This window comes from Catenibacterium sp. CAG:290 (assembly GCF_000437715.1).
GTDB classification, from domain to species: Bacteria; Bacillota_I; Bacilli_A; order Erysipelotrichales; family Coprobacillaceae; genus Catenibacterium; species Catenibacterium mitsuoka_A.
This window is the reverse complement of the sequence record NZ_FR898843.1, coordinates 7,095-12,429: the sequence shown is the minus strand read 5'-3', so window position 1 is coordinate 12,429 and position 5,335 is coordinate 7,095. Positions and strand designations below refer to the sequence as shown.

At 32.1% G+C, this 5,335-nt stretch carries 5 protein-coding genes and 1 tRNA gene (1 of these 6 running past the window's edge); all 6 read left to right on the top strand.

The genetic code is table 11. The annotated features are described in order from the left end of the window. Positions 1–145 precede the first annotated feature (145 nt). Entirely contained in the window at positions 146–529 is a 384-nt protein-coding gene (locus QVO42_RS07795) for a YbaN family protein (RefSeq protein ID WP_022425563.1), read from the top strand. Next, complete coding sequence (locus QVO42_RS07790; RefSeq protein ID WP_022425562.1) at positions 522–848, top strand: nitrous oxide-stimulated promoter family protein; 327 nt, start codon at positions 522–524, stop codon at positions 846–848. The genes QVO42_RS07795 and QVO42_RS07790 overlap by 8 nt, the downstream gene beginning before the upstream one ends. Then, on the top strand, positions 845–2,584 hold the full coding sequence (locus tag QVO42_RS07785) for an ABC transporter ATP-binding protein/permease (RefSeq protein ID WP_022425561.1): 1,740 nt from the start codon (positions 845–847) through the stop codon (positions 2,582–2,584). Before QVO42_RS07790 ends, QVO42_RS07785 begins: the two co-directional genes overlap by 4 nt. Further along, entirely contained in the window at positions 2,584–4,287 is a 1,704-nt protein-coding gene (locus QVO42_RS07780; RefSeq protein WP_022425560.1) for an amino acid ABC transporter ATP-binding/permease protein, read from the top strand. Before QVO42_RS07785 ends, QVO42_RS07780 begins: the two co-directional genes overlap by 1 nt. A gap of 57 nt (positions 4,288–4,344) precedes the next feature. Continuing rightward, a complete protein-coding gene (locus tag QVO42_RS07775) occupies positions 4,345–5,178 on the top strand; it encodes a histidinol-phosphatase HisJ family protein (RefSeq protein WP_022425559.1) in 834 nt (277 codons plus the stop codon). A 128-nt stretch (positions 5,179–5,306) separates the two neighbouring features. Then, a tRNA-OTHER gene (locus QVO42_RS07770) sits at positions 5,307–5,335 on the top strand (it continues 98 nt past the right edge of the window).

Below are 5,335 nucleotides of genomic sequence, written 5' to 3'. Positions count from 1 at the left end.
CATGTATAATACCATGACTTTTTACATAATGCAAGCACTTTTTTTCATAAATATATGTGTTGCTTTAGTAAAGCATCTCACATATAATAATTATCAGTTCGATAACACTAACTATTATTAGTTGAGACTAATTAAGGAGATGACTATGAAAATTATTTGGATACTACTAGGATTTATATTTTTGATACTTGGTACTTTAGGAATTGTACTTCCTATTTTACCTACTGTTCCTTTTTATATGGCAACTGTATTCTGTTTTGCGAAAAGTTCAGATAAGCTTCACCACTGGTTTACGCACACAAACCTTTATAAAAAACACTTAGATAGTTTTGTACAAAACAGATCTATGACATTAATGACTAAATGTGAGATCATGGGTATGGTTACAGCTATTATGTTAATAGGGTTCATCTGTATGAAAAATGTACCTGTAGGAAGAATATGTATTGCGATTGTCTGGGTCTTCCATATTCTTTATTTCTTTTTCCAAGTCAAGACGATAAAGAAAGAAGAAATAATCAATGAATAAAGTAGAAAAAAAGAGGATTAAAGAACAGGAAACGATTGAAAAGATGATTCATATCTATTGTAAGAAAAATCATCATACAAAAGAGTTATGTTCTGAATGTGAGGAATTAGTCAATTATGCAAAAGCACGTAGTCAAAGATGTCCTTTTATGGCAGAAAAGACATTCTGTGCGCATTGCAAAGTGCATTGTTATAGGCCTGAGATGAGAGAAAAAATCAGAAAGGTCATGCGTTTTAGTGGCCCTAGAATGATCATCTATGCCCCTAAAACAGCTTTATGGCATATGCTATGTACTATAAAAGAAAGGATATTAAAATGATTAAAACAAGATTGATACAATTGTTGTCACATTCTAAAAAATATATTGTTTATACAGTATTCTGGCAATGGATTTCATTACTCGCACAGATCACTGCTGTATTTACTATTGCAGACTTATTGGGTCATGTATTGAATAATACGCTTACTATAAGTCATCTTAAATCTAAATTTTTATTATTACTAGGAGTCATAGTGATTCGCTATACATGTGAACGTATGAGTGCTCGTACATCATACCTAGCTAGTGTGGATGTAAAACGTATATTAAGAGAAAAGATTTATGATAAGATGCTTAAACTCGGAGCATCTTATAATGAATATGTATCTTCTTCTGAAGTGGTACAGGTGTATACAGAAGGAGTAGAACAATTAGAAACATATTTTAGCAAGTATCTCCCTCAATTATTTTATAGCTTAATTGCACCAATCACATTATTCATTATATTAAGCCGGGTAAATCTAAAAGCAAGTCTCGTATTATTAATCTGTGTACCACTTATTCCTATGTCTATAGTAGCTGTACAGAAGTTTGCGAAAAAACTATTAAGTAACTATTGGTCTACTTATACAGGACTTGGAGATTCATTCTTAGAAAACTTACAAGGACTAACAACTCTTAAAATATATCAAGCAGATAAGATGAAAGCAGAAGAAATGGATCAAGAATCCGAAAAATTCCGTAAGATTACTATGAAGGTTTTAACTATGCAACTCAATTCTATTAGTGTGATGGATATTGTCGCTTATAGTGGTGCTGCAGTAGGAATGATTATTGCTTTATTAGAATATCTTCATGGACATATTACTATGCAGGATACTCTCTGTATCATTCTTCTAGCCAGTGAATTTTTCCTTCCCTTAAGACTACTTGGATCTTTTTTCCATATTGCAATGAATAGGATGGCAGCGAGTGATAAAATCTTTAGAATTCTTGATATTCCTGAAATAAGTTTTGGAAAAGAAGTATTGTCTGATCATAGTTTAGATATCTTATTGAAGGATGTTCATTTCTCTTATGAAGAGAATAGAGAAATATTAAAGGGTATTGATATGACATTACAAAAAGGATCCTTTATCTCATTAGTTGGAGAATCAGGATGTGGCAAGAGTACAATTGCTGGTATTCTTGCTAGAAAGAATAGAGGATATACAGGTGATATCACAATTGGTGGTACTCCCTTAAAGGATGTCAATGAAAAAGATTTAATGAAACATGTTGTATTAATTCGACATAACAGTTATTTATTTAAAGGGACTGTAGAAGATAATCTTCGTATGGCAGATTCTCATGCTACAAAAGAAGAAATGGAAGCAGTACTAGACAAAGTAAATCTTTTAGGATTTCTTAACTCACAAGATGGTATAAAAACAAAACTATTAGAAAAAGCATCTAACTTATCGGGTGGTCAGTGTCAAAGATTAGCTATTGCTCGTGCTTTACTTAAAAAGGATGTATCTGTCTATATCCTTGATGAAGCAGCTTCTAATATTGATATTGAAAGTGAAGAACTGATCATGAATGTCATTCATGAATTAGCCAAAACAAAAACTGTATTACTTATTTCTCATAGACTTGCCAACGTAGTAAAGAGTGATCATATCTACTTCTTACAAGATGGACAAATCAAAGAACATGGTTCACATACTGAATTAATGAATCAGAATGGTGCCTATAAACATTTATATGAAGCACAGATGGCTTTAGAAAACTACGGAAAGAAAGGAACTGTATAATGAATAAAACAAATCGTAGAAGTGCTGTTCAAATTATGGGTCAGTTGATTGGTTTAGTTAAACCACTCCTTATTTTTATGATTGCTGCCGTTCTGCTTGGTACTATTGGCTATTTATGTGCGATCTTCCTGACTATCCTTGCAGGGCAGGTACTTGCTCACGGACTCATTCCACAATTATTTTTTCGCATAAGAAATCCACGTCTTGTCTTTATGCCTGTTAAAACAATCTTGACTATAATGATTGCGATTGCTTTATTACGTGGTATTTTGCATTACCTCGAACAATACTGCAATCATTATATTGCCTTTAGATTACTTGCCATTATTCGTCATAAGGTCTTTGAAGCATTGCAGAAACTATGCCCTGCTAAGCTAGAATCTCGTGATAAAGGAAATCTAATTTCTATTATTACTACAGACATAGAATTACTAGAAGTATTTTATGCACATACTCTTTCTCCTATCTGTATGGCATTCCTCACTTCTTTATTTATGGTGCTCTTTATTGGACATTATCATTATTTAGCTGGATTACTTGCACTAGCAGCTTATATTATTGTTGGTGTGATTATTCCGGTTATTAATGGCAAGCTGGGAAGTGCTGAAGGGATGAGTTTTCGTAATAATTTTGGTGAATTAAACAGTTTTGTATTGGATTCCTTACGTGGACTAGATGAAACAATCCAATATAATCAGGGTGAAGAAAGAAAACAGGAAATCATTGAACGTTCTAAACAACTTGCAAAACAGCAGGAATACTTAAGTTATAGAGAAGGAGCTCAACGTTCTATCACAAATACAGTTATTCTTTTAGCTTCATTTGGTATGCTTTTCTTAACGCTATTCCTTTATCTTAATCATGAATTAGGTTTTGAAGGTATTATTACATGTACTTTATCGATGATGGGTTCATTTGGTCCCGTAGTCGCTTTATCAAGTCTTTCTAATAACCTCAATCAAACCTTAGCAAGTGGTGAACGTGTTCTTTCACTTCTTGAAGAAAAGCCTCTTGTAGAAGAAGTAGAAGGAGACAAAGAAAGCAATGATTCCTTTAAAGGAGCTGCACTTAATCATGTTACTTTCTCATATGATGATGAAACAATCCTAGATGATTATTCATTAAAACTAGAACCAGGTAAGATTACAGGAATACATGGTGTGAGTGGTTCTGGTAAATCTACAATACTAAAATTATTAATGCGTTTCTGGGACGTGAATCAAGGCTCTATTACTGTAGATGAAGAAGAAATCAAACAGATTCCTATAAAACATTTACGTAATATGGAAAGCTATATCACACAGGAAACTCATCTCTTCCATGACTCTATCGCAAATAATATTGCGATTGCGAAAAAAGATGCTACTCATGAAGAAATCATGGAAGCTTGCAGAAAAGCTTCTATTCATGATTTTATAATGGCTTTACCTAAAGGCTATGATACAGAAGTAGGGGAGTTAGGTGATACATTATCAGGTGGCGAGAAACAAAGAATTGGAATTGCGCGTGCATTCCTACATGATGCACCAATGATTCTTATGGATGAACCAACATCTAACTTAGATTCACTCAATGAAGGTATTATCTTGAAATCATTAAAAGAATCTTCAAAACAAAAAACAATTGTTCTTGTATCACATAGAGCATCTACAATGAATATTGCAGATACTGTTTATGAAATGAAGAACGGTAGAATTTCTTAATAAGAGGATGTTCACGCATCCTTTTTTCATGCTAAGATAATAATGAGGTGAACAAATATGTTATGTGATTATCATGTACATACTATCTATAGTGATGATTCTGTATATGAAATGGAAAAAGTTGTAAAGGATAGTATAAAAAAAGGAATTAAAGAATTAGGTTTTACTGATCATGTAGATTATGGCATTAAAAGAGATGTAGATGATCCTCTTGGTCCTGTATATCTCAATGGACAACCTATAACCAATGTTGATTATCCTAAGTATTATAAGGAATATCTGTATATAAAAGAAAAGTATAAAGATCAAATTACACTAAAGCTAGGATTAGAATTTGGTATCCAGGTACATACAATTCCCCAATATGAAGCATTATTTAAAGCTTATCCCTTTGATTTTATTATTCTTTCTATTCATCAGGTAGATGATTTAGAATTCTGGACAGGAGATTATCAAAAAGGGAGAACTGAAGAAGAATATTATACACGATACTACCAGGAATTATACGATGTAGTAAAGAACTATAAAAATTATAGTGTTCTAGGTCATATGGATCTCATGAAGCGTTATGATGATCATGATGGCTATGATAGCTTTAATAAGCATAAGGATATCATTACAAAGATTCTTCAAATAGTTATAAAAGATAGCAAAGGAATTGAAATCAATACATCATCAGTACGCTATAAACTAGATGATTTAATGCCTTCTAAAGATATACTAAAACTTTATTTAGAACTTGGTGGTACTATTATCATAATAGGGAGTGATAGTCATCAAAAAGATCATTTAGGTGCCTATATAGAAGATACTAAAAAGCAGTTAAAAGCATTAGGATTTAAACAGTACTGTACATATAATAAAATGATTCCTGAGTTTCATAATTTGTGATATTTAAATTATATTGAATAATACACATTTTTTTTATATTTTTGTGTAAATAATGCGTATTTTTATGTAAAAAAGCACTTGCAATACATCTCTTGGCATGTTATTATACATGAGCAGTCAAGAGAGATGTCTACGTAGCTCAGCTGGATAGAGCACA

Bases quoted from the DNA above. Each gene is read 5' to 3' on its own strand.
- QVO42_RS07795 (WP_022425563.1), top strand. From the start codon at position 146: ATGAAAATTATTTGGATACTACTAGGATTTATATTTTTGATACTTGGT.
- QVO42_RS07790 (WP_022425562.1), top strand. From the start codon at position 522: ATGAATAAAGTAGAAAAAAAGAGGATTAAAGAACAGGAAACGATTGAA.
- QVO42_RS07785 (WP_022425561.1), top strand. From the start codon at position 845: ATGATTAAAACAAGATTGATACAATTGTTGTCACATTCTAAAAAATAT.
- QVO42_RS07780 (WP_022425560.1), top strand. From the start codon at position 2,584: ATGAATAAAACAAATCGTAGAAGTGCTGTTCAAATTATGGGTCAGTTG.
- QVO42_RS07775 (WP_022425559.1), top strand. From the start codon at position 4,345: ATGTTATGTGATTATCATGTACATACTATCTATAGTGATGATTCTGTA.